Annotated in this window: 24 protein-coding genes and 1 other RNA gene; 12 read left to right on the forward strand and 13 right to left on the reverse strand. The window is 45.4% G+C overall.

The genetic code is table 11. The features are described from left to right. Nucleotides 1–193: 193 nt before the first annotated feature. Entirely contained in the window at nucleotides 194–1,066 is an 873-nt protein-coding gene (ubiA, locus tag HUX64_RS06395; RefSeq protein WP_246246930.1) for a 4-hydroxybenzoate octaprenyltransferase, read from the reverse strand. Nucleotides 1,067–1,157: 91 nt separating this feature from the next. Here ubiA and arsC point away from each other — a divergent pair, with 91 nt between their 5' ends. The 8 genes from arsC (at nucleotide 1,158) to HUX64_RS06435 (ending at nucleotide 8,806) form a co-directional block, all read left to right on the forward strand. Then, nucleotides 1,158–1,505 (forward strand): arsenate reductase (glutaredoxin), encoded by a 348-nt coding sequence (arsC, locus tag HUX64_RS06400; protein ID WP_174625407.1) that lies wholly within the window; start codon nucleotides 1,158–1,160, stop codon nucleotides 1,503–1,505. Nucleotides 1,506–1,532: 27 nt separating this feature from the next. After that, a complete protein-coding gene (wrbA, locus tag HUX64_RS06405; protein WP_174625408.1) occupies nucleotides 1,533–2,129 on the forward strand; it encodes an NAD(P)H:quinone oxidoreductase in 597 nt (198 codons plus the stop codon). 5 nt (nucleotides 2,130–2,134) lie between these two features. Further along, nucleotides 2,135–2,488, forward strand: coding sequence for a DUF2069 domain-containing protein (locus HUX64_RS06410; protein ID WP_174625409.1), 354 nt, complete (start codon nucleotides 2,135–2,137; stop codon nucleotides 2,486–2,488). A gap of 2 nt (nucleotides 2,489–2,490) precedes the next feature. After that, nucleotides 2,491–3,192, forward strand: a complete 702-nt coding sequence (gene hda, locus HUX64_RS06415) for a DnaA regulatory inactivator Hda (RefSeq protein ID WP_174625410.1) — start codon at nucleotides 2,491–2,493, stop codon at nucleotides 3,190–3,192. 170 nt (nucleotides 3,193–3,362) lie between these two features. Then, complete coding sequence (gene secA / locus HUX64_RS06420) at nucleotides 3,363–6,077, forward strand: preprotein translocase subunit SecA (protein ID WP_174625411.1); 2,715 nt, start codon at nucleotides 3,363–3,365, stop codon at nucleotides 6,075–6,077. A gap of 278 nt (nucleotides 6,078–6,355) precedes the next feature. Then, nucleotides 6,356–7,081, forward strand: a complete 726-nt coding sequence (pyrF, locus tag HUX64_RS06425) for an orotidine-5'-phosphate decarboxylase (protein ID WP_425484247.1) — start codon at nucleotides 6,356–6,358, stop codon at nucleotides 7,079–7,081. Nucleotides 7,082–7,110: 29 nt separating this feature from the next. Continuing rightward, nucleotides 7,111–7,839, forward strand: a complete 729-nt coding sequence (locus tag HUX64_RS06430) for a sulfite exporter TauE/SafE family protein (protein ID WP_174625412.1) — start codon at nucleotides 7,111–7,113, stop codon at nucleotides 7,837–7,839. Between the two features lie 10 nt (nucleotides 7,840–7,849). Further along, nucleotides 7,850–8,806 carry a sigma-54 interaction domain-containing protein gene (locus tag HUX64_RS06435; RefSeq protein WP_174625413.1) on the forward strand — a complete coding sequence of 319 codons (957 nt, stop codon included), beginning with the start codon at nucleotides 7,850–7,852 and terminating at the stop codon, nucleotides 8,804–8,806. Nucleotides 8,807–8,828: 22 nt separating this feature from the next. Here the strand turns inward: HUX64_RS06435 and HUX64_RS06440 are convergent, their stop codons facing one another. Genes HUX64_RS06440 through lepA form a run of 8 tightly spaced genes read right to left on the reverse strand, consistent with a single transcriptional unit; the run spans nucleotide 8,829 to nucleotide 15,616 of the window. Continuing rightward, a complete protein-coding gene (locus HUX64_RS06440; RefSeq protein ID WP_246246931.1) occupies nucleotides 8,829–9,599 on the reverse strand; it encodes a PP2C family protein-serine/threonine phosphatase in 771 nt (256 codons plus the stop codon). Then, complete coding sequence (gene pdxJ / locus HUX64_RS06445) at nucleotides 9,571–10,323, reverse strand: pyridoxine 5'-phosphate synthase (protein ID WP_174625414.1); 753 nt, start codon at nucleotides 10,321–10,323, stop codon at nucleotides 9,571–9,573. The genes HUX64_RS06440 and pdxJ overlap by 29 nt, the downstream gene beginning before the upstream one ends. After that, nucleotides 10,316–11,062, reverse strand: coding sequence for a DNA repair protein RecO (gene recO / locus HUX64_RS06450; RefSeq protein WP_246246932.1), 747 nt, complete (start codon nucleotides 11,060–11,062; stop codon nucleotides 10,316–10,318). Before recO ends, pdxJ begins: the two co-directional genes overlap by 8 nt. Next, on the reverse strand, nucleotides 11,025–11,906 hold the full coding sequence (gene era, locus HUX64_RS06455) for a GTPase Era (RefSeq protein ID WP_174625416.1): 882 nt from the start codon (nucleotides 11,904–11,906) through the stop codon (nucleotides 11,025–11,027). The genes recO and era overlap by 38 nt, the downstream gene beginning before the upstream one ends. Next, the gene (gene rnc, locus HUX64_RS06460; protein ID WP_174625417.1) at nucleotides 11,903–12,586 is read right to left on the reverse strand and encodes a ribonuclease III; all 684 of its coding nucleotides are present in this window, start codon (nucleotides 12,584–12,586) and stop codon (nucleotides 11,903–11,905) included. The genes era and rnc overlap by 4 nt, the downstream gene beginning before the upstream one ends. Further along, complete coding sequence (locus HUX64_RS06465) at nucleotides 12,583–12,960, reverse strand: DUF4845 domain-containing protein (RefSeq protein ID WP_174625418.1); 378 nt, start codon at nucleotides 12,958–12,960, stop codon at nucleotides 12,583–12,585. The genes rnc and HUX64_RS06465 overlap by 4 nt, the downstream gene beginning before the upstream one ends. Before the next feature lie 42 nt (nucleotides 12,961–13,002). Next, nucleotides 13,003–13,779, reverse strand: a complete 777-nt coding sequence (gene lepB / locus HUX64_RS06470; RefSeq protein ID WP_174625419.1) for a signal peptidase I — start codon at nucleotides 13,777–13,779, stop codon at nucleotides 13,003–13,005. A 37-nt stretch (nucleotides 13,780–13,816) separates the two neighbouring features. Beyond that, nucleotides 13,817–15,616, reverse strand: a complete 1,800-nt coding sequence (gene lepA, locus HUX64_RS06475) for a translation elongation factor 4 (protein ID WP_174625420.1) — start codon at nucleotides 15,614–15,616, stop codon at nucleotides 13,817–13,819. 312 nt (nucleotides 15,617–15,928) lie between these two features. Here lepA and ssrA point away from each other — a divergent pair. Then, nucleotides 15,929–16,320, forward strand: a transfer-messenger RNA (tmRNA) gene (gene ssrA / locus HUX64_RS06480). 516 nt (nucleotides 16,321–16,836) lie between these two features. Here ssrA and HUX64_RS20380 read toward each other — a convergent pair. Both HUX64_RS20380 and HUX64_RS06490 read right to left on the reverse strand, forming a co-directional pair. Continuing rightward, nucleotides 16,837–16,986 carry a transposase gene (locus HUX64_RS20380; protein WP_174625421.1) on the reverse strand — a complete coding sequence of 50 codons (150 nt, stop codon included), beginning with the start codon at nucleotides 16,984–16,986 and terminating at the stop codon, nucleotides 16,837–16,839. A gap of 16 nt (nucleotides 16,987–17,002) precedes the next feature. Further along, the gene (locus tag HUX64_RS06490; protein ID WP_174625422.1) at nucleotides 17,003–17,224 is read right to left on the reverse strand and encodes a hypothetical protein; all 222 of its coding nucleotides are present in this window, start codon (nucleotides 17,222–17,224) and stop codon (nucleotides 17,003–17,005) included. 411 nt (nucleotides 17,225–17,635) lie between these two features. Here HUX64_RS06490 and HUX64_RS06495 point away from each other — a divergent pair, with 411 nt between their 5' ends. Then, nucleotides 17,636–17,974 carry a c-type cytochrome gene (locus tag HUX64_RS06495; RefSeq protein ID WP_174625423.1) on the forward strand — a complete coding sequence of 113 codons (339 nt, stop codon included), beginning with the start codon at nucleotides 17,636–17,638 and terminating at the stop codon, nucleotides 17,972–17,974. A 79-nt stretch (nucleotides 17,975–18,053) separates the two neighbouring features. On the opposite strand, the gene HUX64_RS06500 is transcribed toward HUX64_RS06495, so the two are convergent. Together HUX64_RS06500 and HUX64_RS06505 are read right to left on the reverse strand one after the other, a co-directional pair. Then, nucleotides 18,054–18,653, reverse strand: coding sequence for a hypothetical protein (locus tag HUX64_RS06500; RefSeq protein WP_174625424.1), 600 nt, complete (start codon nucleotides 18,651–18,653; stop codon nucleotides 18,054–18,056). A 137-nt stretch (nucleotides 18,654–18,790) separates the two neighbouring features. Beyond that, nucleotides 18,791–20,008: an argininosuccinate synthase gene (locus HUX64_RS06505; protein ID WP_174625425.1), complete on the reverse strand. Its 1,218-nt coding sequence runs from the start codon at nucleotides 20,006–20,008 to the stop codon at nucleotides 18,791–18,793. Nucleotides 20,009–20,390: 382 nt separating this feature from the next. On the opposite strand from HUX64_RS06505, the gene aceE reads away from it, so the two are divergent. Continuing rightward, nucleotides 20,391–23,069 carry a pyruvate dehydrogenase (acetyl-transferring), homodimeric type gene (gene aceE / locus HUX64_RS06510; RefSeq protein WP_174625426.1) on the forward strand — a complete coding sequence of 893 codons (2,679 nt, stop codon included), beginning with the start codon at nucleotides 20,391–20,393 and terminating at the stop codon, nucleotides 23,067–23,069. A gap of 16 nt (nucleotides 23,070–23,085) precedes the next feature. Further along, entirely contained in the window at nucleotides 23,086–24,408 is a 1,323-nt protein-coding gene (locus tag HUX64_RS06515; protein WP_174625427.1) for a 2-oxo acid dehydrogenase subunit E2, read from the forward strand. Nucleotides 24,409–24,413 lie beyond the last annotated feature (5 nt).

The raw sequence follows: 24,413 nt of genomic DNA on the forward strand, positions 1-24,413 counted from the left end.
TGGTGGTCCGTCAATATCAGTGCTGCGCGTTTCGTCTTTCCCGCCATGATCACCTCCGTCATTAGGTGGATAAGTATCATGGCTATTTTAGACTAATCTGTAAATCTATTAATGGAACGATCTACTAGTAATTATCTGACCTATGTATGAGAAAAATTCCGATAGCTTGGTGTAAAAATTCAGCATGTGAAAATTATGGAACCAGATAAGCCATTACTAAGCCCGCAAATATGGCCAATCCAAACCAGTTGTTATTTAAAAAAGCTTTAAAACAAAGCTGTTTTACCCGGTGAAAAATCAACTTTTGCTGATACCCGGATAATACTGCCGCTACTAGAATGCCGACATAATAAGGCCAATTCAGTTGTTGCATTTGCCCGACGATAATCATTAATCCAAGTATAATGACCTGGAGTGCTCCCATGATTTCCCGCTCTTTGTCGCCAAAAAGTATAGCGGTTGATTTAATACCTATCTTCATATCATCGTCTTTATCTACCATGGCATACATGGTGTCATAAACCAATGCCCATAATATAACGGCCAAATACATAATCCACGCCACAGCCGGAATATGGTTAAGCTGCGCGGAAAAAGCCATTAGCACCGCCCAGCCAAAGGAAATGCCCAGATAAGCTTGCGGCAAATGAGTATAGCGTTTCATAAAAGGATAACTGGCTGCTAAAAATGCAGCCACGAAGGATAAGATAATAGTGTATACATTTAACAACAGTACCAGGCCAAAAGCACACAGGCACAATATAGTAAATAAGATCAAAGCTTCCTGGGGTTTAACTTTGCCAGCTGCAATAGGGCGTTGTTTGGTGCGCTCTACATGGGGATCAAAGTTACGATCAGCATAATCATTGATCACGCAACCGGCGGCCCGCATCAATACAACTCCTAAACAAATAACAATTAACACCAGTAAGTCGGGTTTGCCCTGGCTGGCAATCCAGAGCGCCCATAATGCAGGCCACAATAAAATCAAGATGCCGATGGGCCGGTCAAATCGTGCTAATATCCAGTATTGCTTAATTCGATCGGTGATTATTGATCTTGTCACTACTCTTCCATTTATCAAAGCTTAAATTTTATTAAAAATGCTATTATAACTTCTTTATTTTATTCAACCTGTGCTTAGGAAAATGTGAATTATGCAGGTAAAAATTTATCACAATCCCCGTTGCAGCAAATCTCGTCAAACATTGCAGCTGTTAAGAGCACAAGGCATTGAGCCGGAAGTTATTGAATATCTTAAAACGCCACTCGATGCACAGGAACTGGATGATATTCTCCAAAAACTGGATATGGAGCCTCGTGATTTAATTCGCAAGACAGAATCCGCCTATAAAACCAGCGGTTTAAGCGATGAAAACCTGGATCGGCAGACTTTAATTAAAGGTATGGTAAAGTATCCTATATTAATTGAACGGCCCATTGTTATTGCTAACGGCAAAGCAGCGATTGGACGGCCGCCAGAAAATATACTTGATATTTTATAATTTTGGTTTAATTCTCAAAATCGCCGTATGACGAAAATCCTGATCCTGTATTTCTCCCGCAATGGTTCAACAGCCGAAATGGCGAATTATATCGCCAGAGGGGTTGAATCAATTGCCGGCGTTGAAGCCATACTTAGAACCGTTCCAGATGTTTCTACGGTGTGCGAAAAGATTGCCGAGAGCATTCCTGCCCAAGGCGCAATTTACGCAACCATTGAAGATTTAAAAAAATGTGATGGCCTGGCGTTAGGCAGTCCAACACATTTTGGCAATATGGCGGCCCCGCTAAAATATTTTATCGATAAAACCACTGAAATCTGGTTTTCAGGCGTACTATCAGGTAAGCCGGCCGGGGTATTTACGTCGACGGGCAGCATGCACGGCGGCCAAGAAAGCACTTTACTGTCGATGATACTGCCCCTTTTGCACCACGGCATGCTGATAATAGGTTTGCCCTATACTGAAACTGCTTTACATGAAACAATGTCAGGCGGCACGCCCTACGGCCCCAGTCACTTATCTTCACAGCACATGGGACTAACTGATCAGGAAAAAACCTTGTGCCGGGCCTTGGGATCTCGCCTGGCCAAAACCGCGCTCCTTTTAAAAGCAGGCTCGAAATAGAATTCATGAAAATAAAGCCAATCTATTATCATTACCTTGCTTTGGCAGGTTTTTTCGGGCTGTTTGCCTTATTAATGTTATGGAACACCCTTCTAACGCCGCTTTCCAAATTCCCTGTTGCATTGATTTTATTAATCACGGTCACGCCGTTATTATTGCCCATGCGAGGTTTACTAAACTGTAAGCCTAAGAGTTGTGCATGGGCTGCCTATATTAGCCTTATCTATTTTCTACACGGTTCTGTAGAAGCCTATGCTAATCCAAGTGAACGCCTATATGCTTTATTGGAAATCATGCTCAGCTTGATGCTTTTTCTGGGCTCAACATTATATGTGCTGTTTGCAGAAACACGTAGTTGACGATGGCCGAACAACTTCCCTTACACTTTGAATTCAGGGCAAATCAAACTTTTAATAATTTTTTCCCTGGGACCAATCAGGAAATAGTCACTCATTTACAAAACTGCATCGCGGGCGTTGGCGAGCAGCAAATTTTTCTCTGGGGCAAATCCGGCCAGGGCAAAAGCCATTTATTACAAGCCTGTTGCCGTGACGCGCAAAGTCAAAACCAGAGGTCTTTCTATTTCGATTTTTCGGCAGCGCTACCTGATCCAATCATATTAAGCGGGCTAGATAATTATGAGCTGGTTTGTCTGGACAATATTGAGAAAATAGCAGGTAATCCTGAGTGGGAGCAGGCGTTTTTTAATTTTTTTAATCAGCATCGCGATTACAGCCACAAACTTATTATGTCATCGTCGGTTGCAGCCATTGAAATAGCCATTCAATTAGCCGATCTGAAAACTCGTCTTAATTGGGGGTTATCGTTAAAAATACAGGTTTTAGCCGATACTGACCGGATCGCTGCATTAATTTTCAAAGCCGATCAACTGGGCTTTGAGATTTCCCCGCAAGTTGGAAATTTCCTGCTTACTCATTCTGACAGGGACCTGCCTTCTTTATGGGATTTACTGGAAAAACTGGATCGAGCCTCGTTAGTGGCAAAGCGCAAATTAACCGTTCCATTTTTAAAGCAAATTCTGCGCGAAACAAACTCCTGCTAACAATCTGCGATCGTCAGCGGTATCCCAAGGGTGTGGATTTTAATAGTCTTTATTAAAGCCAAAGATGTATATCGCAAAAGAAGGACGTTTATCTGTAACTAATACATGAGACGGTATATAATCATGCATTTTGATTCAATCATTTACTTAATTCAACACCGGAAGAAAGCATGCTGGGCAAGCTGGTTAGATTAGTTGTAGGAAGCCGTAACGACAGGCTTATAAAGAAAAAGGGCAAGCTGGTTAAAAAGATCAACGCATTAGCTTCGGCGTACGAAAAATTATCGGATGACGTGTTAAAAACAAAAACTCAGGAGTTCCGTGAGCGTCTGGCTCAGGGTGAAAAGCTGAATAACCTGATCCCCGAGGCTTTTGCGACAGTCAGAGAAGCTTCTACAAGAGTTTTTGGTATGCGTCATTTTGACGTACAGCTTATAGGCGGCATGATTCTTCATGACGGCAAGATTGCTGAAATGAAAACCGGCGAGGGTAAAACCCTGATGGCAACATTGGCTGCTTATTTGAATGCCTTGCCTGGCTTGGGCGTCCATGTGGTTACCGTTAATGACTACCTGGCCAAGCGCGACTCTGAATGGATGGGCAGGCTTTACAGTTTCCTGGGCATGACTACCGGAGTAATTATTAGCCAGATGGAAAGCGATGCAAGACGTGTGGCTTATGCGTCAGACATTACCTACGGGACGAACAACGAATTTGGTTTTGATTATCTGCGCGACAATATGGCGTTTAGTCTGGAGCAGAAGGTTCAGCGGGATTTGAGCTTTGCCATTGTTGATGAGGTAGATTCCATTCTTATTGACGAAGCCAGAACGCCGCTGATTATCTCCGGGCCTACTGAAGAAAATACCGAAATTTATACTAAAGTTAATAAAATCATACCCTTCCTGACCAAACAGGAAAAAGAAGGTCAGCCGGGAGATTATACGGTTGATGAAAAGGTTCGGCAGTTGTATTTAACTGAAGAAGGCCATGAGCGGGTTGAGCGCTTGATGGTTGAGCATGGCTTGATGGCTGAAGGAAGCAGTCTGTATGAAGCCTCTAATATTCGCCTGATGCATTATCTCACTGCTTCATTGCGCGGGCACGTACTGTTCAAAAAAGATGTGGACTATATCGTCGCGAATAACGAAGTTATTATCGTTGATGAATTCACCGGCCGGGTAATGCCGGGACGCCGCTGGTCGGAGGGTCTGCATCAAGCCATTGAAGCCAAGGAGCATGTTCCCATTCAGAACGAAAACCAGACGCTGGCCTCAATTACTTTCCAGAACTATTTCCGCTTGTATGACAAACTGTCCGGAATGACCGGGACTGCTGATACGGAAGCTTTTGAACTTAACAAGATTTACGGTCTTGAAGTGGTGGTAATTCCTACCCATCGTCCCATGATCCGTAAAGATTTCGGTGATGTGGTTTACCTTACGGCAGATGAGAAATACACTGCCGTTGCCGAGGATATAAAGGACTGCGTACAGCGAGGCCAGCCCGTTCTGGTAGGCACCACCTCGATTGAAAATTCGGAGCGGCTTTCTGCTTTATTGAAAAAACTGGATATCAGGCATGAAGTGCTCAACGCCAAGCAGCATGAGCGCGAGGCCCATATTATCCAGCAGGCAGGGATGCCTAGCGCAGTAACCATCGCCACTAACATGGCGGGACGCGGTACCGATATCGTGCTCGGCGGTAATCTTGATGCCGAATTAGCTGCCTTGGGAGAGGAGGCCAGTGAAGAGGAAAAGGAAAAAATACGCGGGGCCTGGCTGGACAGGCATAATCAGGTGGTTGCCAATGGCGGTTTGCATGTAATCGGCTCAGAGCGCCATGAATCACGGCGTATTGATAATCAGTTAAGAGGCCGGTCGGGGCGGCAGGGCGACCCTGGCTCAACACGTTTTTACTTGTCCTTGCAAGATGACCTGATGCGAATTTTTGCCTCAGATCGGGTCGCCGGCTTAATGCAAAAACTGGGCATGGGAAATGGAGAGGCCATCGAACATCCGTGGGTAACCCGATCAATTGAAAATGCCCAGCGCAAGGTCGAAGGCCGCAACTTTGATATCCGTAAAGAAATTCTTGCTTATGATGACGTCGCCAATGACCAGCGTAAAGTAATCTATGCCCAGCGCAATGAGCTGATGGCGGCGAAAGAAATTTCCGATATTATTACCGCAATCCGTAGAGATGTCGTAAACAATCTGATTACCCAGTATATTCCGCCCAAAACCATGATCGAGCAATGGAATATTAAGGGTCTGGAAGAACATCTGCACCAGGAGTTTAATGTCAAGATTCCGTTGGCCAAAATGCTTGATGAAGATCATTCCCTGCAAGAAGAATCTCTCCGCACACGCGTTATCGATATTCTGGAACAGAACCATAAAGATAAGGAACGCCAGCTTACTAAAGAGGTATTACAGCATTTTGAAAAGTCGGTGATGTTGCAGGTGCTGGATAACAGCTGGAAAGAACATCTGGCGGCAATGGATTATTTACGACAGGGTATCCATTTTAGAGGTTATGCGCAAAAAGATCCCAAACAGGAATACAAGCGTGAAGCTTTCGAAATGTTTACGCATCTGCTCGAACATATCAAATATGAAGTGATAGGGATTCTGTTTAAAGTTCAAGTCAGGCAGGAACAAGACGTAGAGGTCATAGATGAACAAAGAAAGACCTCTAAAGAAATGCATTTTGAGCATGCCCAGGCGCCAGCTCTGGAGGAACAGGAGTCATCTCAGCCTGCTTCTGAAGCGCCAGCGGTAGAGCAGCCTTATATCAGGCACGAAAAGAAAATTGGCCGTAACAATCCCTGTCCCTGCGGCTCAGGAAAAAAATATAAACAATGCCACGGCAGGATAAGCTAGGATTTATTGGGTTTTGGTATTTTTAATTGGCTATCTTTATACTTCATACTTCGCAGGGGAATCGATCCGCCCAACCCAGGATTTAACTAGAGCCCAATAAATCCGGATCAACGAGGCTGGAGCCTATCTTTTGAAGTACATGCCTGCTTTTTCAATATCTTCATTGGGTCTGTTATCATGGCTATGTTCTACAGTCTGCGTTTACAATGCCATACGCTGAACCGGCAGCCGATTTTCATTTTAAGTCAAACATTAAACAACCCCTTTATAATCATAATATGACTGTGCCTTTTATCTCAACCAACCCCGTTTTCGTGCGTGAGCGGCTAATTATGGCATTGGACGTTTGCAGCATCCCAAAAGCGCAGGCATTAGTGGAAGAGCTCGATGAGTCAGTAATTTTTTATAAGGTCGGCATGGAACTGTTCATGTCAGGAGGATATTTCGAGTTTATTGAATGGTTAAAACGCCGTAATAAAAAAGTTTTTGTCGATTTGAAGTTTTTTGATGTGCCAGCCACAGTAGGCCGAGCCATTAAAGCCTTAAGCAGTAAAGGCGTTAATTTTGCAACTATCCATGGCAATGATGCCATTATGGAGGCCGCAGTTAAAGAAAAAGGTGAGCTAAAAGTTTTGGCCGTTACAGCCTTAACCAGCCTGGATCGCGGTGATCTTGATGAGTTGGGCTTTAAATGCGAGGTCAGGGATCTGGTTTTATCCCGCGCCAGGAGAGCCTTGCAAATCGGCTGTGACGGCGTTGTTTCATCCGGACTTGAAGTCCCTCTGCTAAGAGCAGAACTGGATCATCGCCTATTGGTCATTACCCCTGGCATCAGACCGGTTGATAATCGCGAAGATGACGATCAGAAACGTATAGTCAGCGTGGAGAGGGCCTTCCAGAATGGGGCTGATTATATTGTTGTCGGCCGGCCTATCCGCGACGCTGATAACCGCAGAGAAACGGCTGAAAAAATTCAGCAACAAATTCTTTTGCAATTTCAGTAGCTTCCTAGCTGTGGTAATGGCCGGTACTTATGGTGCTTGATCCCTCCTTTACTGCCTCGTATTTAGTCGCCTTTATGATGGGCCTGATCAGCAGCATGCATTGCATAGGCATGTGCGGTTCAATTATCGGCACGCTAACGTTAAGTCTCAGTCCGGAAATACGGAATAACAAAGCCCGGCTACTGCCGTTTGTATTTAATTACAACTTCGGGCGCATAACCAGCTACACCCTGGCCGGGGCTTTAGTCGGGATTATTGAACCGTTAATAACCCTGCCTCTGGGAGAAATGCAGGGTCACAGAATACTGCAATTACTATCAGCCGCAATCATGGCTGGCGCCGGGCTTTATATCGCCGGCTGGTTTCCCCGCTTCGCTTATATAGAAAAAGCCGGAATTTACTTTTGGAAAATAATTGAACCTTACGGCCGTAAGCTTATACCTGTAAAAAACCGTACCCACGCTTATTTTTTTGGCATGGTTTGGGGCTGGCTGCCTTGTGGCCTGGTATATGCGGCTTTAACCCTCGCAGTAACGGCAGGATCGATCAGCACAAGCGCCCTGACCATGCTGGCTTTCGGCTTGGGAACTTTACCGGCTGTTATGGGAGTCGGTATAATGACTGGCATATTAACGAGGCTATCCAGAATGCAGCACTTTAAACAGGGCATTGGTCTTTTTATGCTGGCCCTGGCTGTATTAGCCGCGCTGCCCTGGCTTAACCCCATGGCATTTACTACGCATTTAAGTAATCATTAACGAGGCAGATATGGATTGTTTTAATTCGATCATGGGGCAATCTCCGGCATTGGATTCTCTGATTCGCAGCGCCAAAATGGTTGCCGCTACCGATGTAACTGTTTTGATTAAGGGAGAAACAGGCACCGGTAAAGAAGTGCTCGCCACAGCTATTCAAAAAGAAAGTTTGCGAGCCAATAAAGTATTTATAACCCTTAATTGCGCTGCATTGCCTGAAAGCCTGATAGAATCGGAATTATTTGGCCATAAAAAGGGTTCATTCACCGGGGCGAATGCTAACACTCCGGGCCTTTTTCAGGCAGCGGACGGCGGCACTTTGTTTCTTGATGAAATCAATTCATTACCTGTTTCAATCCAGGCAAAATTATTGCGATTTCTGGATTCTGGCGAGTGCCTGGGCGTTGGAAATATTCATCCCTATAAAGTTGATGTACGCATTATTGCTGCCACCAACTCTGACCTGATTAGCCAAATTGCTGCCGGTGAATTCAGGCGCGACCTGTTCTTCCGGTTAAATGTCGTGCCTCTGGAATTGCCGCCTTTATCGCAACGTAAGGAAGATATTGAACATTTGATTAAACACTTTATGGCTATGTTCGAGAAGAAGCATTCAATTACTGCGCCTAAATTCAGCCGTCAGGCTTTAAAGACGCTAAAAACCTACAAGTGGCCCGGCAATATTCGTGAACTGCGCAATTTATGCGAAAGACTCAGTATTCTATTTGCCGGAAGAATCATTGAACCGGAAAATCTTCCCCATGAATTTTGCTGCTACAGCCATATCTCTGATGAAAAAGAATTTACCCTGCCGGAAACGGGCCTCCGGCTTGATTCCCTGGAAGCCGATTTAATTCATCAGGCTCTAAGCCGAACTAAAGGCAACCGGAGCAAATCCGCTAAATTACTGGGTTTATCGAGGGATACCCTGTTATACCGCATGCAGAAATACGGCTTGGCTGCTCACTAATCAGCCTATAACGGTTAAGTATTTAATGGCATCTTATCCATTGGACGGTAATATTGTCGCTTTTCCCCTGGGCACGTAAAACCAGTAACCGCGCCAGTTTATCCAAATCAGTTTTAGCACTGCTTAATTGCGATAATTGCAACAGATCCCGTTGTTTGACATAGGCCCAAAATCCGTCGCTGCAGATAATAAAAGTTTCGCCTTTTTCAAGAGCAGGGTGCAGATTAATTTCCGGCTCATGCTTTTTTCGCACATTAATGCTGCGCGTTACTTTATTTTGTTCAGGATGCAGGGCTATATCCTGCTCCGTAATCAGGCCTTCATTTAATAATTGCTGCGGAATCGAATGATCCCGTGTCCGCCATAAAATCTGCTGTGGGTTCATTCTGTATATGCGCGAATCCCCGCAGTGCGCAGTTACTACAAATTGTTCATCAATATAAAGAGCTGCACAGGTTGTATGGGCTTTAATGGCTAATCTGTCATCAGCAAATAATCTTCTCATTTCGTCGACAGCATCATCGATCCAGGCTGAAAAAGTTTTGACGGGATTATGGGCCATCCATTTGCTATAGGTTGGCGCCACATCCCGCAATCCTTGGCAAAAAAACCATGACGCTTTTTCTCCGGCTTGATGCCCGCCTAAACCATCGGCCACGACGAACAGAGCATAAGCGTCGTCAATGATATAAGTCATATAATCCTGATTAGTCTCACGGTCGCCTGGCGAAGTGAATTGATAAAATTCCAGCTCCACAGATTTTTCAGTACGAATTTTGCGGCAATCTTGCATTTCTCATAAGCTGCTTTAACTCCTTCACGGCTTGGGCCAAGCCTGAAAACAGGGCTTGGGCGATGATCGAATGGCCGATATTAAGCTCGACTATTTCAGATATTGTACATATTGCTTCAACATTATAAAAATGCAAGCCATGTCCTGCATTGACCTGCAGGCCTGCACTATGCGCGTAACGGGCCGCCTGCCGGATGCGTTCCAGTTCTTCAGCTTGAAGCTGCAGTGTTTTTACCTCAGCATAACGGCCGGTGTGGAATTCAACAACAGGCGCTCCCGCTTTTATAGCCGCATCAATCTGGGCCTGTTCAGGCGCTATAAATAATGACACTTCAACCCCCGCTGCAGAGAGCTTGTCACAGGCCCATTGCAACCGGGGCAAATTCCCGGCCACATCCAGGCCGCCTTCGGTTGTCAATTCTTCGCGTTTTTCGGGCACCAGGCAGCAGGCCTGAGGTTTTACTTCTGTTGCTATGCCGATCATTTCATCGGTTACCGCCATTTCCATATTCAGGCGGGTATGAATCATCTCTTTTAATAAAAAAATATCTCGATCCTGAATATGGCGGCGATCTTCGCGCAAGTGCGCCGTGATGCTATCGGCGCCGGCCTGTTCGGCAATGAGCGCTGCCTGTACAGGCTCGGGATAACGGGTGCCTCTGGCCTGTCTCAAGGTGGCAACATGATCTATATTGACGCCCAGTAAAATATGCTTTTTATTCATTTTTCGTGTGCTTTACCATGTTATGGATGACTGTCCGGCTTTTAAGCGGTTTACCCTGTAAATGAGTATCGATGGCTGCTCTCATCAGTATTTTAGCTTCGGCCAGCACGTGAGCATCGGTTAAATCCCGCGCGCTTATGGCCTGTAAAGTCTTTCCGGAAAAAAGGCCGTTTTCATCTTCAATCGGCCCTTGCTCTATGTTGAATGCATAGTGTTTGGAAGGATTTATCGGCTTTTTATTACCGGCAGCCTGCTTTAATTGCAATCCGTAGCCAATATTATCCATTAGGTCAAGCTCAAAAATTCGTAAGGCCGCCTCTATTTTTGAAGAATCGGATAGACGGGACAGACATGCTTCGTAATAAGCAAATACTTCCGGGTGAGGATCGTATTTGTGCAGAAAAAGCCCAATCAATTCGTTAATATAAAAACCGCAATAGAGTCCTAGCCCTTTTAATTCAGGGAATGGCTGCATTACTTCAACATCAGTCAGCGTCTTTAACTCTCCCTTGCCAATATAGGAAATGGCCAAAGGGAGGAAAGGCTGTAATAGTCCCGCTGTTTTAGATTTTGCTTTTCTTACACCTTTTGCCAGCAGCGAAATCCTGCCAAAATCCCGCGTTAGGACATCGATAATCAGGCTGGTTTCGCGGTATTTCCGGTGCTGTAAAATAAAGGCAGGCTGTAAATAAACGGCCGTATCAGTCATTAAAGCCCAGACTCTGTAAGGCTCGCTCATTGTCTGACCAGCCTTTTTTAACTTTAACCCAAAGCTGCAAATAAACTTTTTGGCCAATCAGCTTTTCTATATCATGCCGGGCATCAGTACCGACTTTTTTCAGCATTTCCCCTTGTTTGCCAATAACGATATTTTTTTGAGTAGGCCGCTCCACCCAGATAATCGCGTATATTTTAGTGATGCCGAATTTTTCTTCATAGCGTTCAATCTCGACCGTTAATTCATAAGGCAGCTCATCGCCCAGGCGCCGAGTCAGTTTTTCCCTGATAATTTCAGCCGCCAGAAAGCGCTCAGGCCGGTCGGTAATCTGATCTTCAGGATAGATCAGTCCACTCTCCGGCAAAAGCTCGAATATCAAACTTTCAAGTTGCTCGAGATTGGTTTTTTTCAGGGCCGAAATGGGGATTAAATGTTCAAAAGGAAAGCGATGCCGCGCTTCGGCAAAAAACCTGAGAATGGCATCCTTGTCCTTTACCTTATCGACTTTGTTGACCGCCAGAATAACCGGCAAGCCTGCCTGCTCCAGTTTTTTAAAGATAGCTTCATCATACTCATGCCAGGATAGCCCATCTATTAACCAGACTATTACATCAACACCCTGCAATGTAGTCTCTGCTGTCCTGTTTAAATACCGGTTCAGGGCTTTTTTCTCGTTTTTATGCATGCCGGGCGTATCCATATAGACAGCCTGTCCTGCTTCGGTGGTATTGATGCCCAGAATCCGATGCCGCGTCGTTTGCGGCTTACGAGAGGTAATGCTGATTTTCTGCTTTAGCAAATGATTCATCAATGTGGATTTGCCCACATTCGGACGTCCTATCAAGGCAACAAAACCGCAATTCATTTGCTGTCCTTGTTCAATAATTCAAGCATTTGCTCTGCCGCCGACTGTTCGGCTTTTTTTCTGGAAACCCCTACGCCAATACAAGTTTCACTTGTCAGAGGAACTGTGCATTTAACTTTAAATGTTTGTTCATGCGCAAGCCCTGACATAGTCTGTAAAACATAATCCGGCAAATCCAGTTTTTTGGATTGCATTAATTCCTGTAACTGGGTTTTTGGGTCTTTCTGCCAGTTATCCAGTGACAAGCTTTGCAGTTTTTCCGCAAATATATGCTCAATCCATTGCTGACAAGCAGCTATGCCCTGATCAATGAATAGCGCCCCCATAACAGCCTCCAGCGCATCGGAGAGAATGGAATCACGACGACATCCACCACTTTTAAGTTCCCCTAAACCCAGCCGTAAATAATCGCCCAATTGATGCTGTCTGGCTAAGCCTGCCAGCGATTCTTCATTTACGAGGCTGGCCCGTAACCGGCTTAAAACGCCTTCACCTGCCTTCGGGAATAACTTATACAGTTTCTGGGCGATAACAAAACCTAAAATTGAATCACCCAAAAATTCCAGACGCTCATTATTATTTGCGCCTGCGCTTCGATGCGTTAAGGCAATAGTAAAAAGCTCAGGATTATTAAATGCCAATCCCAGCTTTTTGCATAAAACCTCAGGATTTCTTATCACTCCTGACCAACCTCGATAAAATCTTTAAATTCGACCAGGACACTTAAATTGCCGACAATTTTTTTAACCACTTCATACTCAATGACCACTTTAAGATAATTGCCGTGTTTGGTGACTTTGATATCGTCCTGAGTGACATCATAGACGTAATTTATGTTGAAACGCTTATTCAGACTGTCCCTGACTTCGTATTCGGTTTTCGTTTCAATATCCGTGGATTTTTCAAGCGCAGCCAGCGCATTGGCTACTTTGCTGTGATCCAGATAAATCGGCGCTATCTTGAGAACCAATAGGGTAAAAAAGGCGATCAGGCCGAGTATAAAAGTGATTGAGATTAAGGTTAAGCCCTGTTGACGCTCAGGCGATATGTTCATTTTGTCTCCGGACAGTTCAGTGCAGTGTCCATAAAGTGTAGCTTATTTAAGCACCGTACCAATCCGATCAAGGCCAATACCTTTATGTTCCCAGTCCCAACTCATCCAGATAAAAAAAGCCTTGCCGACCAGATTTTCTTCAGGAACCGTCCCCCAATAGCGACTATCGTTGCTGTTATCACGATTGTCGCCCATGACAAAATAGTTTCCTGCCGGCACTACATACACGAATTGGCCTGAGGGCATTCCATCCCTGATCAGAATGCTGTGTTCAATACCCGTTAAATCTTCCACCAGATGTTCTGCTCCGGTCATTTCCTGACCTTGGCCCAGACCCTGATAGCGGCCTAATGAAACCTGATTAACAGGCACGTCATTGATATAAAGCTTTTTATTTTCATAAACCACTTTGTCGCCCGGCAAGCCGATAACCCGTTTAATATAATCGACCGAAGGATCTTTAGGATAGCGAAAAACGACTATATCGCCGCGCTTGGGCTCATTCAGTTCAAACACTTTTTTATTGATTACCGGCAGGCGTATGCCATAGGTAAATTTATTAACCAGAATAAAGTCGCCTATCAGTAAAGTCGGCATCATCGACCCTGAAGGAATTCGAAAGGGTTCCGCTAAAAATGAGCGCAGCAATAACACAATCAGTACAATAGGGAAAAAAGAATGTGCATACTCTACCAGCAAAGGTTCTTTTTCTTCAGCAAGTCCATCAGTAGCAGATTTGTGGATGAGCAGATAGCCGCCCCAAATTGCCCCCGTAACTACAGTTGCAAGCAACAGAAAAAAGGAAAAATCAAAGTCCATAATTTATAAGTATCGTGTGAGTAAAAAAGAATCCAGGTTATTCTTTGTTGAGCTGTAATACGGCAAGAAACGCTTCTTGAGGAATCTCGATATTACCGACCTGCTTCATGCGTTTCTTGCCAGCTTTTTGCTTTTCCAGCAGTTTTTTCTTACGGCTGATATCGCCGCCATAACATTTAGCGGTTACATTTTTTCTCATCGCTTTAACGGTAGACCTTGCGATAATCCTGGAGCCAATCGCCGCCTGAATCGCAACCTCATACATCTGCCGTGGAATCAGGTCTTTCATTTTTTCGACCAGATCACGGCCGCGATTATGGCTCAGATCGCGATGCACAATAACAGAGAGGGCATCAACCTTTTCGTTATTTATCAGGACGTCCAGTTTGACCAGCGCCGCTTCCTGAAAGCGCAGGAATTCATAATCAAATGATGCAAAGCCCCGGCTCACGGATTTCAGGCGATCAAAGAAATCCAGCACCACCTCGCTCAGCGGTAATTCATAATGCAGAGATACCTGTCTGCCCACATATTGCATGTCTTTCTGCACGCCGCGCTTTTCAATGCAAAGCGTGATAACGCCGCCCAGATACTCCTGGGGAACCAGAATATTGGCGCGGATTATAGGTTCCCTTATTTCCTTGATGGTGCCTATATCGGGCAGTTTGGCGGGATTATCCACCATCAGGATCTGATCATTTTGAGTGACGACCTCGTAGATTACGGTAGGGGCGGTAGTGATCAGATCAACATCATATTCTCTTTCCAGCCGCTCCTGCACAATCTCCATATGCAGCATGCCGAGAAAGCCGCAGCGGAAACCAAAACCCAGCGCTTGAGAGGTTTCCGGCTCAAATTGCAAAGCCGCATCATTCAGATTTAACTTGTTCAGGGCACTTCGCAAGTCTTCATAATCATCGGAACTGACCGGATACAAGCCGGCGAAAACCCGCGGCTGCACTCGTTGGAAGCCTTTAAGCTGTTCCGCTGCAGGCTTGTCTGTCCAGGTAATGGTATCGCCTACCGGGGCGCCGAAAATATCCTTGATTCCGGCTACGACATACCCGACTTCGCCGGTATTTAAAAGCTCTTTTTCCAGACGCTTTGGAGTAAATACCCCCACTGTTTCGGCAATAAACGATTTGCCGGTCGACATGATGGTAATCTTCTGCTTTCTTCTAATGCTGCCATGAACAATCCTGACCAACGACACCACGCCCAGATAGCTGTCAAACCAGGAATCAATAATCAGCGCCTGCAGCGGCCCGGCAATATTGCCTTGAGGCGGCGGCACTTTAATAACCAATTGCTCCAGCACAGCCGCTACACCCAGGCCGGTTTTGGCGCTTATCATTAACGCCTCATCAGCGGGAATGCCAATCACATCTTCTATTTCAGTGAGCACGCGTTCAGGCTCGGCGGAAGGCAAGTCGATTTTATTCAGCACCGGAACCACTTCCAGCCCTTGCTCTATTGCCGTATAGCAGTTTGCCACACTTTGCGCCTCCACGCCCTGCGCTGCATCGACGACCAGCAGTGCGCCTTCACAGGCAGCTAATGAGCGGGATACTTCATAAGAGAAATCAACATGTCCGGGCGTATCGATGAAATTTAGCTGATAGGTTTCACCGTCTTTAGCCTTAAAATCCAGCGTAACACTTTGTGCTTTAATGGTAATGCCGCGTTCTTTTTCAATATCCATGGAATCCAGCACCTGCGCGGACATTTCCCTTGCACTCAGGCCGCCGCATAGTTGAATAAAACGGTCAGCAAGCGTCGATTTACCATGATCGATATGCGCGATAATGGAAAAATTTCTGATATGTTTTAAATTCACTGAGTTTTAATTGATTGGGAGTTATTAGAGCGTTTTGCTAATGGCGAGTTGACTAGGGTCTGCGGGAGTGGGCATCACTGGGTTTGCCTGTTTGATTCAAAAATTATTATAACAGATTTAAGCTTACTCAAACGCGAGAAACCGCAATTTAGTTATGTATTAAAAATAACAGGGAAATAAGTAAATACTTGCAAATGGGGCTTTATTTAAACTAATGAATTCACTCTTAGCCATGCCATTTTTTATAAAATTCTTAAAGGAGTGTGAACTTTCATAGAAATAAATAGCCTTATCGTGTAAAATATACCTTAAGGGGGCGACATGGCTTCGACGTGGGTAGCAAAACCTTAAGTGCATGCCGAGGACAGTACACCTCGTAAAATCTACTGAAACTTAAGTATTCGCAAACGACGAAAACTACTCAATGGCTTTAGCTGCTTAAAAACAGCACCATTCCTTTGACCATCTGTGCTTATGCGGGTGGAGTTCCTATACCTCTCGGGGTAGAAAGAACGCTCAGAGGTCATATTACATAAGATCGCGCTGAAATCCGTCCGGTGTGGATGCGCTAAAACCTTACGGAATCGCTGATGATTTTCTTGGCCCGACGGGTAGTCATTAGCTAAATCAAAGAGCGGGATAAGCATGTAGACCTTATGGCGGAGTACTTGCGGACGGGGGTTCAATTCCCCCCGCCTCCACCAATTAACGATTCAAACAGATTCAACAAAGTCCCCAAAAGCCGCATTCCACAAGGGATAGCGGCTTTTTTATTGTCCAGTGAAGTGCAATAGGGTACGTTGACATCAGCTGTTGTGGGGTAAGTGCCATTAACTGAAAGGAGATAGTCACTAATGCTTTTAATTACCACCTAAATGCTTTTAAATACCCCTGCAAAAATGCAAAACCTTTACCTGATAAGCTAGCCAATAAAAAAGTCATATTTCTTTTAATCAACCCCAACGGCTCAAAATAATTCCGGCTTAAGTACCGGCTTGCAGGAAAAGAAAAAACTCTTGGCTTAAGGTTATACCCCGGAAACAGGCCAGATCGAAACGGATGCAGCCAGAAAGCAAATTGCCGACGGCATTGATGCAGTCAAAAACAAAAAAGCGGTTAAGTGTTTAATCGTCAAAAGCAGAAAGCGCTATCAGTAATTTTGAGCTTATTGCATGGCATACTCATCGCCGCGGAACCTGCTAAAATCTTGGTCCATAGCTTCAGGAACTGCGTCTAGGCCATAAGCTCGTGCCCTTGATCGCGTCACGAAACGTCCAGACCGCTTTCGAATCAGGCACTTGATCTTCTAACTGCAAACCCGAAAAACGCATGAAATTGAACTGATCACGGATGGGATATACGGCCTTCATCCGATAAATAGTGCAATTATTGTAGTGCCCAATTCCTGAACATCAACACCTCCTCGAACGGCTTGGCGCCCGCCTGCCTTTTTCTTTCTTTTTCACGCACACGTTTGAGCTCAGGGCTTAACGCTTCCCAGTCTATACGGGCTTTCAATCCAACTAGAGGAGAGCGCCCAGTGGGGTCAGTTGCCCGGCTCTTTGTTCGACATTGAATAATCGTGGTTAGCGGCGCTTCATAGGTCATTCTCTATTCAGGGGATTTGTTGTTATTATCTCGTTTCAGTGCCTTTACTTCTCACCATCTGTAGCATAGAAAGGGCTAAATTTTCAAAGATGCCCATAAATTTTTACAGTTAAAAAGGATCAGCAAAAATAACCTTTTAATAACCGGATCAAATTAAGATCAGAAATAAAAACGCCTATCGATACTGTATTTCTAGCAATATATTTTATACAAAGGAAATAACTCCCCTAATTCAGCCAATATTCACAGAAATAATTAATAATGTTATTTATATAAAATAAAAACGTTTTTCTATAAAAAAATTGTAATTTTTGGTTAAATTCAATATTCTTAGGAAGTTTAATTTTTAATTAAACTGTATTTACTATAAAAAATAAACACAGTTTTTTTTAATCACCAAGAGAGGTCACTATGAAAAAAACACTAGGTACATTAACAGGTATTGTTTTAATCGCTTTAAGCGTATCAGCAGTAGCTGACGAACAGACTGAAATCGGTAAAAAAATTTATGAGCGTGCTTTTGGTCGCGGTTGCGGTACTTGCCACGATATCGCTTCAAATCCCCAGTTAACTGCTAACATTAAAGCAGGCACTCTGGACAGGGCAAAATTCGAACAAGTTATCAGAGAAGGCAAAGGCGGTATGCCCAAAGCAATTGATGAGATTATGAAGAACAAAGCAGTTCAAAAAGCGGGTTACACCGAAGAATTGGCGCTTGATGCATTGTACAAATATATAAGCAATAAATAAACGTACACCGCAAGCATAAAAAAAGCCGCCTTTGAGGCGGCTTTTTTTATGCTTGAAAATGCAAGGCTGATAATTTATCTCAATGCTTGCCCAAATAACCGGTTTTGACTTTTTTATAAGGTAATAAATTGCTATTTTTTATCCAGATACCGGCAATTGCAGCCAGCATTAGCCCGCAAGAAGCCAGGGTTACATAAATGAGATTTTTTAATTCCGACATTTCCTGCATGAGCTGCTCATTCGCAGGGTTTACTGTTTCATTTTTAGCAGGCTCTGAATAAGAACGCAGAACCTTAACCTCATTTTTCAAATCTTCAAGAGTTCCCAAAGAATTATTAACAGCACCTGATCGAATACTCTCTTCAAGAATCCTTAATTTACTTTCAATTGAGCCGCTGATCAAACCGATAAACTGGCCTTTTAAATTATTAACTTCAGAAGATAGTACCGGATTCATGCCGGCAGCATAGGCTTCAGAAGTCCGGCTTTTTTTATAATTATTCGCGAAGTCATGACTGGGGAAAATTAAAAAGCCCAGTATAAAAACCAGGGTCATCAATGAAAAGACTATGGTCAGTAACAGTTTGTTTATTTTCATCAATCCCTGATTCGAAGGTATTCTTTGCAACCCCCCCTGAGTTTCGACAATCTTTGAATTGTTTTTATTTATATCGCTCATTATCTACTTCCCGATAGCCAGACGCTCATGATAATCAACCGGACCGGCTAAATAGCATTATTTTTAAAATTTCACTTTAACTGGCATTCGTGCTGATTATACAAGTTTAGTGATATTTGTCCTGTGTTTTATTGGTCTTATTTTCGCAATTGTTTGGCAGCGGCTATGCGCATTCTTAAGGCATTTAATTTAATAAAACCCTCAGCATCTTTCTGGTTGTAGGAACCGCCATCATCCTCAAACGTTGCAATACTTGCATCAAACAGACTGTCTGCATCAGAGGCACGTCCGACAATTATTACATTACCTTTATAAAGCTTCAGTCTGACCTTGCCGTTAACGTTTTCCTGGGAGGCATCAATCATGTGCTGCAACATTTTTCGCTCAGGACTCCACCAGTAGCCGTTATAAATCAAGGACGCATAGCGCGGCATTAATTCATCTTTCAAATGCGCTACTTCCCGGTCCAATGTCAACGATTCAATGGCGCGATGGGCTTTCAGCATAACCGTACCGGCAGGCGTTTCATAGCAGCCCCGGGATTTCATGCCAACATAGCGATTTTCAACAATATCCAGGCGACCGATACCGTTGTCACCGGCAATTTTATTTAATTTCTCCAGGACTTCTGCGGGCGTATAAGCCGCATCATTAATTGCAACTATATCACCTTGACTGTAAGTCAGTTCCAAATAGCTTGCCTGATCCGGTGCAGCTTCAGGCGAAACAGTCCAGCGCCACATGTCTTCTTCAGGCTCTGCCCAGGGATCTTCCAGAATACGGCCTTCATAAGAGATATGCAGCAAATTCGCATCCATCGAATAAGGCGAAGCTTTGCCTTTTTTCATTTCAACCGGAATGCCGTGTTTCTCGGCATAAGCGAGCAGGGTTTGCCGCGAGGTTAAATCCCACTCGCGCCACGGCGCAATAATCCGGATATCGGGGCGCAAGGCATAAGCGCCCAATTCAAAACGCACCTGGTCATTACCCTTGCCGGTAGCGCCATGCGCAATGGCCGCAGCGCCTGTCTCGTTGGCAATTTCAATGAGCCGCTTGGCGATTAAAGGACGAGCGATTGAAGTGCCGAGCAGGTATTCGCCCTCATAAACCGTATTGGCGCGAAACATCGGAAAAACGAAATCGCGCGCAAACTCTTCACGTAAATCATCAATATAGATTTCTTTAATGCCCAGGGATTTTGCCTTGGCGCGCGCCGGCTCGACTTCTTCGCCCTGACCTAAATCAGCGGTAAAGGTGACAACTTCACAGGCGTAAACGTCCTGTAACCATTTTAAAATAACGGACGTATCAAGTCCCCCCGAATAAGCCAGGACCACTTTGTTGATTTCCGACATGATGCTTTAATATCCTCAGTTAAATTAAAATAAATTATATCGGAAAACAGATTTTACGGCAGAAACAATGGTTAATGTATAGCAGTGAAATTCACCTTAACAGAGCAGAAATCTGTCATTTTTAGCCAAAAGCAGGAATAAATCGATTTTAAGGAATTTAATCCCGCCCTTCATGGTGCACGCACGTTTATTTAAACCGGTGTAATGAGCCCTTGATTTGTATATACTAGGAAGCTCAATCAGAACGCTTCCAGCCTTATTTTCGGTATTGCGGTTTTTGGCTCGTCTTAAAAGCCCCCGTAAATGTCGGGCTACAATTACTGAATTGTATTTTAAAATTAATAAATTGAAGCTATGCCAGCCCGTCTTAACAGGATCGCCCATGAATAATAATTTAATTTCAGAAATTACCGGACAGAATGACATCGATCCGGCAGAAACCAGGGAGTGGATTGAAGCGCTGCAAGCCGTGTTAGAGAATGACGGCAGCGAGCGTGCGCATTTTCTGATTGAGCAGTTGGTAGCCGTGACCCGGCATTCAGGATTTGACATTCCCTTTAGCGCCAATACGGCCTATCTCAATACCATTCCTGTTGACCAACAGGCCCAGTTTCCGGGGAACCCCACGATCGAGCTCAAAATCCGTTCTTATGTGCGCTGGAACGCCATGATAATGGTGTTAAGAGCCAATAAACATACCAATGTGGGCGGCCATATCGCCAGTTTTGCCTCAGCTGCAACCCTGCATGATGTCGGTTATAACCATTTTTGGCATGCTGCCTCAGATCAGCATGAAGGCGATCTGATCTTTAGTCAGGGCCATACAACACCGGGCGATTATTCCCGCGCCTTCCTGCTGGGGCGATTGACCCTGAAACAACTGGATAACTTCCGTCAGGAAGTTAATGGCAATGGTTTATGTTCTTATCCGCACCCCTGGTTGATGCAGGAATTTTGGCAGTTCCCGACTGTATCTATGGGATTAGGGCCGATTATGTCCATTTATCAGGCGCGTTTCATGCGTTATTTGCAGGATCGTGGTTTGGCCGATACCTCAGAACGCAAGGTATGGAGCTTTATCGGCGACGGTGAAACCGATGAACCCGAATCGCTCGGCGCCATCGGTCTGGCCGGACGGGAACGGCTGGACAATCTTATTTTTGTTATTAACTGTAATTTGCAGCGGCTGGACGGCCCCGTGCGCGGTAACGGCAAGATCATACAGGAACTGGAAAGCGAGTTTCGCGGCGCCGGCTGGAATGTAATAAAAGTGATTTGGGGGCAACGCTGGGACGCCTTGCTGGCCCGGGATAAAGACGGGCTTCTGGCTGCCCGCATGATGGCTTGCGTTGACGGAGATTATCAGACTTTTAAAGCTAAAGACGGTGCGTATGTGCGCGAACACTTCTTTAATACGCCGGAGCTAAAAGCCATGGTCTCGGACTGGTCGGACCGCGATATCTGGGAACTAAACCGGGGCGGGCATGATCCCGCCAAAGTGTATGCAGCCTATCATGCGGCAGTAAATCATAAAGGGCAGCCTACGGTGATTCTGGCTAAAACCATTAAAGGGTATGGCATGGGAGAATCGGGGCAAGCTCAGAATATTACGCACCAGCAGAAGAAAATGAGCGAAAGCTCGCTGACTCACTTTCGTGACCGCTATGAACTGCCGATAACCGATGAGCAAATTCAAGAGCTGCCCTATCTGACTTTTGCAGAAGGCTCAAAAGAACTGGCTTATATGCGTCAGCGCCGGGCCGATCTGGGCGGCCATTTACCCGCCAGAAGAGCTAAATCTTACGCTCTCAATGTGCCGGTATTAAGCGATTTCAAGGCATTGCTGGAAGCCAGCGGCGAGGGGCGCGAGATTTCAACCACTATGGCATTCGTGCGCTTGCTTAATATCCTGATCAAAGACAAGAATATCGGCAAACGGGTTGTGCCTATTGTTCCGGACGAATCACGCACCTTTGGTATGGAGGGCATGTTCAGGCAACTGGGAATCTGGTCGCAGCTTGGACAATTGTACACGCCTCAGGATGCCGATCAGCTGACCTTTTATAAGGAAGACAAGCACGGGCAGGTGCTGCAGGAGGGAATCAATGAGGCGGGCGGCCTCTGCGACTGGATTGCGGCCGGAACCTCATACTCAACTCATAATGTGCCGATGATCCCGTTTTTTATTTATTATTCCATGTTTGGTTTTCAGCGCGTCGGCGATCTTGTCTGGGCCGCTGCTGATCAACGCACGCGGGGCTTTCTCATGGGCGGTACGGCTGGAAGAACCACTCTGAATGGTGAAGGGCTCCAGCATGAAGACGGACACAGCCATATAATGGCAACTACCGTGCCTAATTGTGTATCCTATGATCCCGCCTACGCCTATGAACTGGCGGTTATTATTCAGGATGGCTTGCGGCGTATGTATGTTGATCAGGAAGATATTTTCTATTACATCACCGTAATGAACGAAAATTATTCCCATCCTGCGATGCCAAAGGGCATGGAACTGAATATACTTAAAGGTATGTATTGTTTTCGCCAGGCTTCTAAAAAGAAAGCGCCGCGGGTACAGTTATTGGGCTCGGGAACAATTTTCCGCGAAGTCGAGTTTGCCGCTGAATTACTGCGGAATGACTGGGGCGTGGAAGCTGACTTATGGAGTTGCCCCAGCTTTACTGAATTGGCCCGGGATGGACAAGCGTGTGAGCGCTGGAACCGGCTTCATCCTGCTGAATCACCAAGACAATCACATGTGGCTCACTGTCTTGCCAACGCCGATGGCCCGGTAATCGCTGCAAGCGACTATATACGCGCCTTCGCAGAACAAATTCGAGCCTATATCTCTGCGCCTTATACGGTATTGGGGACTGACGGCTTCGGCCGTTCGGATACCCGCGAAAATTTGCGGCGGTTTTTTGAAGTTGACCGCTTTCATGTAACTGTGGCAGCTCTCAAAAGTCTTGCAGATCTGGGTAAATTTGAGCCGGCTAAAGTGGACGCGGCGATTGCAAAATACGGCCTCTCTGCCGATGCAAAAGCTCCCTGGTTAATCTGACGGAAGGAATGAAATTATGACTGCTTTAGTTGAAATTAAAGTTCCTGATGTAGGTAATATTACTGATATCGATGTAGTTGAGGTAGCGATTCATCCCGGTGATGTGATCGCTCTGGAGCAGACCATAGCGACACTGGAAACTGACAAGGCCAGCATGGATTTGCCATCCAGCGCCGCAGGCGCGGTGCAGGAAGTTTTCATAAAACCTGGCGATAAAGTATCAGAAGGGTCACTGATTGCTACGGTGCTGGCAGAGGCGAAACCAGGCCTCGAAGCAGGTACGGAAAAGGCCGGCGCTGCAAAACCTGAAGAGTCCGCCGCACAGCCTGCGGCTCCGACAGAAACTCCGCCTGAACCTTCGGTCAATAAAGCACCGGCACCTGCGCCTTCAACAATTAAGCCGGCGCCTGAGCCGGCCATGATAGCATCCGGTCCTGTCAGGACAGCTCACGCTACCCCCGCTGTACGGCTTTTTGCCCGCGAACTGGGTGTTGATATAAGCAAAATAAGCACCGGCAGCGGCCGCAAGGGTCGTATTTTAAAAGACGATGTAAAAAACTTTGTCAAGCGGGTTATGGCTGAAGGCACGGCGCCAAGCGGTGGCGGAATTCCAGCCATACCTGTAGTGGATTTTTCCCAGTTTGGCGAGATTGAGGAACAAAAACTCAGCAAGATTAAACGCCTCACCGGCCAGAATATGAGCCGAATCTGGCTGAACTTGCCAATGGTCACTTATCATGAAGAAGTGGACATTACCGAAATGGAAAAATTTCGTAATGCGCTTAATGCCGAAAAAGCCAAGGATGAGACAAAAATTACCGGACTGATATTTATCGTCAAGGCCTTAATTGCCGCCATGCAAAAGTTTCCGAGCTTTAATTCTTCTTTGGCCGGCGATGGCGAAAAGCTGATTATGAAAAAATACTTCAATATCGGTATAGCGGTTGATACGCCCAATGGTTTGGTCGTGCCGGTATTACGCAATGTTAACACTAAAGGCATCAATGAAATCGCAGCTGAATTAGCTGAAAAAAGTGAAAAAGCCCGGCAAGGCAAACTGATGCCCGCCGACATGCAAGGCGGCTGCCTGACAATTTCCAGCCTTGGCGGTATCGGCGGCACGGCCTTTACTCCCATCGTGAATGCGCCTGAAGTGGCTATTCTGGGCGTTACCCGGGCGAAAATGCAGCCCCTCTGGAATGGCAGTGAATTTGTGCCGCGCTTGATGCTGCCTCTGGATCTGACCTACGACCATCGGGTGATAGATGGTGCAGAGGGCGCGCGTTTTATGGCGGCAATAAAGCAATATTTAAGCGATATTCGTCGTTTGTTACTTTAATCTAA

Origin of the sequence: Candidatus Methylobacter favarea (assembly GCF_902806695.1) — a bacterium.
GTDB classification, from domain to species: Bacteria; Pseudomonadota; Gammaproteobacteria; order Methylococcales; family Methylomonadaceae; genus Methylobacter_B; species Methylobacter_B favarea.

What these genes read in the sequence shown, in the direction of transcription:
- lepB (WP_174625419.1), bottom strand. Translation starts at nt 13,779, where the DNA reads ATGGACTTTGATTTTTCCTTTTTTCTGTTGCTTGCAACTGTAGTTACG.
- HUX64_RS06430 (WP_174625412.1), top strand. Translation starts at nt 7,111, where the DNA reads ATGGTGCTTGATCCCTCCTTTACTGCCTCGTATTTAGTCGCCTTTATG.
- HUX64_RS06435 (WP_174625413.1), top strand. Translation starts at nt 7,850, where the DNA reads ATGGATTGTTTTAATTCGATCATGGGGCAATCTCCGGCATTGGATTCT.
- secA (WP_174625411.1), top strand. Translation starts at nt 3,363, where the DNA reads ATGCTGGGCAAGCTGGTTAGATTAGTTGTAGGAAGCCGTAACGACAGG.
- hda (WP_174625410.1), top strand. Translation starts at nt 2,491, where the DNA reads ATGGCCGAACAACTTCCCTTACACTTTGAATTCAGGGCAAATCAAACT.
- HUX64_RS06465 (WP_174625418.1), bottom strand. Translation starts at nt 12,960, where the DNA reads ATGAACATATCGCCTGAGCGTCAACAGGGCTTAACCTTAATCTCAATC.
- HUX64_RS20380 (WP_174625421.1), bottom strand. Translation starts at nt 16,986, where the DNA reads ATGAAGGCCGTATATCCCATCCGTGATCAGTTCAATTTCATGCGTTTT.
- recO (WP_246246932.1), bottom strand. Translation starts at nt 11,062, where the DNA reads ATGAGCGAGCCTTACAGAGTCTGGGCTTTAATGACTGATACGGCCGTT.
- aceE (WP_174625426.1), top strand. Translation starts at nt 20,391, where the DNA reads ATGAATAATAATTTAATTTCAGAAATTACCGGACAGAATGACATCGAT.
- era (WP_174625416.1), bottom strand. Translation starts at nt 11,906, where the DNA reads ATGAATTGCGGTTTTGTTGCCTTGATAGGACGTCCGAATGTGGGCAAA.
- pyrF (WP_425484247.1), top strand. Translation starts at nt 6,356, where the DNA reads ATGACTGTGCCTTTTATCTCAACCAACCCCGTTTTCGTGCGTGAGCGG.
- HUX64_RS06440 (WP_246246931.1), bottom strand. Translation starts at nt 9,599, where the DNA reads ATGCAAGATTGCCGCAAAATTCGTACTGAAAAATCTGTGGAGCTGGAA.
- arsC (WP_174625407.1), top strand. Translation starts at nt 1,158, where the DNA reads ATGCAGGTAAAAATTTATCACAATCCCCGTTGCAGCAAATCTCGTCAA.
- HUX64_RS06410 (WP_174625409.1), top strand. Translation starts at nt 2,135, where the DNA reads ATGAAAATAAAGCCAATCTATTATCATTACCTTGCTTTGGCAGGTTTT.
- HUX64_RS06495 (WP_174625423.1), top strand. Translation starts at nt 17,636, where the DNA reads ATGAAAAAAACACTAGGTACATTAACAGGTATTGTTTTAATCGCTTTA.
- pdxJ (WP_174625414.1), bottom strand. Translation starts at nt 10,323, where the DNA reads ATGAATAAAAAGCATATTTTACTGGGCGTCAATATAGATCATGTTGCC.
- wrbA (WP_174625408.1), top strand. Translation starts at nt 1,533, where the DNA reads ATGACGAAAATCCTGATCCTGTATTTCTCCCGCAATGGTTCAACAGCC.
- HUX64_RS06515 (WP_174625427.1), top strand. Translation starts at nt 23,086, where the DNA reads ATGACTGCTTTAGTTGAAATTAAAGTTCCTGATGTAGGTAATATTACT.
- HUX64_RS06490 (WP_174625422.1), bottom strand. Translation starts at nt 17,224, where the DNA reads ATGACCTATGAAGCGCCGCTAACCACGATTATTCAATGTCGAACAAAG.
- HUX64_RS06505 (WP_174625425.1), bottom strand. Translation starts at nt 20,008, where the DNA reads ATGTCGGAAATCAACAAAGTGGTCCTGGCTTATTCGGGGGGACTTGAT.
- HUX64_RS06500 (WP_174625424.1), bottom strand. Translation starts at nt 18,653, where the DNA reads ATGAGCGATATAAATAAAAACAATTCAAAGATTGTCGAAACTCAGGGG.